We start from the raw sequence: 2,941 nt of genomic DNA, 5'->3' as shown, positions 1-2,941 counted from the left end.
GAAGAAATCATCATCGTCGAGGCTAAGGGTGGCAGCAGGCCGCTCGGCAGTCGTAAAATTGGCAATGAAGCATATCAGCAAGGGACAAGCAAATATGCGGCGGAAATCGTTAAATTAATGTCTGAACAAAAAGCTGGTACAACAGAAATTGATGCTTCAGATGGCGTATCTAAAGTGAATGTAAAAGAGTTTGATATTAGCCTCGAAGAATTAGGTTAAGGGAAGTAAAGTTAGTATGAAAAAGATAAATAGAAAATCAGCCTACGAGTTGAATACTGAGGAACTTAATTACTATACAAAACAAATAGAAAAAAACTTAGAGAAAAGAAAACATCGTATCACAATAAAGCGCGAAAACTTGATATATCTAACAGACGGGGTTTGGGAGCAAGTTAGGTTATATACTTTGTTTCCAGTGTCTGAACTAAATGACCGAATAGGAACGCTGCGTCTATTTGAAGCCTCGATAATGCAAGCTAGCTATCATCGACTGGCTCAAAAACCTGAAAGCCCTTTGACGGTTAAGGTACCTGATCATCCTGAAATAACTTGGAAAGGCGAAGGTATTTTAAAAACAGGTTTCATTTGTCCTTCAATGTGGCTAGATGCGTATTTTACCTCTGTCATCGTTCGTGATAAACCTAGCATGGACGTATTGGCGAACTTTCCGATTTCTTTGATGAGACAGAGCTTTACCAAAGCGGGTGAGCTGTCTTATATGCTAGTAGACGTCATTCAGTCGTTCCACAATCGCACATCGGGTTATCCTGATAAGCTGGTTGCAGCAATGGACGCAGCGGTAACTCAAAGGGATAACTGGGCGTCGGAAATTGCGATGGGGATCCTAGAAACCTTCGCAGCGCTCACTACTAACATTGGTTATGACTTTGAGGAAGTGCTAGTCAAAAACCTACAATTCCAAGAAAAATATCATCTTCGAGAATTAGGACCAGATAGGATAGGCATCCGCACTTTTATTAACTTCCCTCTGCTTGGCATGGCTTGCATGTGGTACGACAAAGGCAACCGTTTATCTGTCGAAACTGGTTGGCTTCCTCCCTATCTCGTCGAAGGGTGTTGGTTAGAGGATGTAAAAGCCGGAAATATAATTCGCTAAGCTTCAAAGGGAGCTAGGTCATCATTTCTGACGTTTTGTTGCGTTACACTCGGCATTATGTGTCCTTTTTAAAGATACCTAAGCCCTTTTACTCGAATAGCTTGAAGCGCTCAGACGTAGTAGTAGAAGTAGCAGAGTTTAAAATTGATTCCAAAGGACTACGTTAAAATGCAAAGTAAAGGAACAATCAAAATTGTAGAACGCAAAGCAGATCCTGAGCTGAGTGAAAGTGGAGTTTATTCTGAGAAAGAATTCATCAATAAGATATTAGAACAGCGAAAAGAAGGTCTTAAAATCAGGCGAGAAAACTTGGTTAGTTTTGGTGATTTTGCCATTGACCAGGTTCGCTGGTATACATGGTTTCAAACCTCACATGAAGACGAACAAATTTGTACATTACGTCTTTATGAAACTTCATTAATGGGGGCTTGTTATCATCGGCTGGCTATGTTTCCGAATGAGCCATTAACTGTTCAGATACTCGGTTATCCAGAAGTAACATGGGATGGTGAAGGTATCTTAGAAGTGGGCTTCATTTGTCCTTCAATGTGGCTGGATACTTATTTTATATCGGCAATTGTGCGTGACAGGCCAAGTATGGACGTATTGGCGAACTTTCCGATTTCTCTGATGAGACAGAGCTCTACCAAAGTGGGTGAGCTGTCTTATATGTTAGTAGATGTCATTCAGTCGTTCCATAACCGCACATCGGACTACCCTGATAAACTGGTGGCCGCGATGGACGCGGCAGTTGCTCAGGGTAATGACTGGGCGTTAGAAATCGCCATGGGTATTTTGGAAACTTTTGCTGCCCTGACAACTGACATCGGTTATGACTTTGAAGAAGTATTAGTTAAAAACCTACAGTTCCAAGAGCAATACCAAATGAGGCTCGATAAGCCAGAGGACTTAATTTCTATAGAAACCTTCATCTCTTTCCCTCTGCTTGGCATGGCTTGTATGTGGTACGACAAAGGCAACCGTTTATCTGTCGAAACTGGTTGGCTTCCTCCCTATCTCGTCGAAGGACGTTGGTTAGAAGAAGTAAAAGCAGGGAAGATCACACGATAAAACCCTTTAGTTAGCAATTCAGTATAATAACGTTCAAATCGCCAAGATTAATCAGCAATCTGCAAAAATTGGTGAGTTAGCCGCGGATGACTTTGTTCGGAGTAAACGTCCTAATGCTGAGCTGCTTCATCCCAAAGATATTGGAACCTCAATTTCGAAGCCGGGCGATTTTGATATCGTTTACGAGGTGGAAGAGCCGCCACCAAGTGAAATTGTAATTGTTGAGGCCAAAGGGGGGTAGCTGCCCGATGGGCAGCCGTAAGATTGGAAACGAAGCGTATCAGCAAGGGTCTAGCAAATATGCTGAAGAAATCACTAAGCTAATGTCTGAAAACGAAGATGAAACGACAGAAAAAATAGCTGCGAAAAAAATCAGAGATGCATCAGATATAAAACTAGGAATAGCTGAGTTTAAAATTGATTAAGAAGGGTTAGTTCAACAATGCAAGGTAAAAAGCCAGCCAAAATTATAGAGCGTACAGCAAGGCCCAGGTTAGATGATAATAGCATTGCTTCTGAGAAAGATTATATCAATCGAATCTTAGATAAAAGAAAAGAAGGGCTCAAAATTAGGCGAGAGAACTTGATTAGCTTTGGAGATTATGCATTCGAGCAAGTGCGCTGGTTTACGTGGTATCAAGCTTCATGTGAAGACGAAAAAATTTGTACATTACGCCTTTATGAAACTTCGCTAATGGGCGCTTGTTATCATCGGCTCGCTATGTATCCGAAGGAACCATTAAGTATCCAGAT

The 2,941-nt window shown here is 41.4% G+C and carries 3 protein-coding genes and 2 pseudogenes; all 5 read left to right on the top strand.

The window, feature by feature from the left end:
- Positions 1–219: hypothetical protein (locus tag R7Q46_RS24585; protein WP_318077855.1), on the top strand; the 219-nt coding region annotated here is incomplete at its 5' end.
- Between the two features lie 16 nt (positions 220–235).
- The gene (locus R7Q46_RS24580; protein ID WP_213872209.1) at positions 236–1,117 is read left to right on the top strand and encodes an immunity 49 family protein; all 882 of its coding nucleotides are present in this window, start codon (positions 236–238) and stop codon (positions 1,115–1,117) included.
- A gap of 168 nt (positions 1,118–1,285) precedes the next feature.
- Positions 1,286–2,188 (top strand): immunity 49 family protein, encoded by a 903-nt coding sequence (locus R7Q46_RS24575; protein WP_213872208.1) that lies wholly within the window; start codon positions 1,286–1,288, stop codon positions 2,186–2,188.
- Positions 2,189–2,216: 28 nt separating this feature from the next.
- Positions 2,217–2,613: pseudogene (locus R7Q46_RS24570) on the top strand (hypothetical protein); the annotation flags it as partial.
- 17 nt (positions 2,614–2,630) lie between these two features.
- A pseudogene (locus tag R7Q46_RS24565) lies at positions 2,631–2,941 on the top strand (hypothetical protein); the annotation flags it as partial.

Source organism: Vibrio sp. 811, from assembly GCF_033339195.1.
This window is presented reverse-complemented; position numbering and strand designations above follow the sequence as displayed.

What these genes read in the sequence shown, in the direction of transcription:
- R7Q46_RS24580 (WP_213872209.1), top strand. Translation starts at nt 236, where the DNA reads ATGAAAAAGATAAATAGAAAATCAGCCTACGAGTTGAATACTGAGGAA.
- R7Q46_RS24575 (WP_213872208.1), top strand. Translation starts at nt 1,286, where the DNA reads ATGCAAAGTAAAGGAACAATCAAAATTGTAGAACGCAAAGCAGATCCT.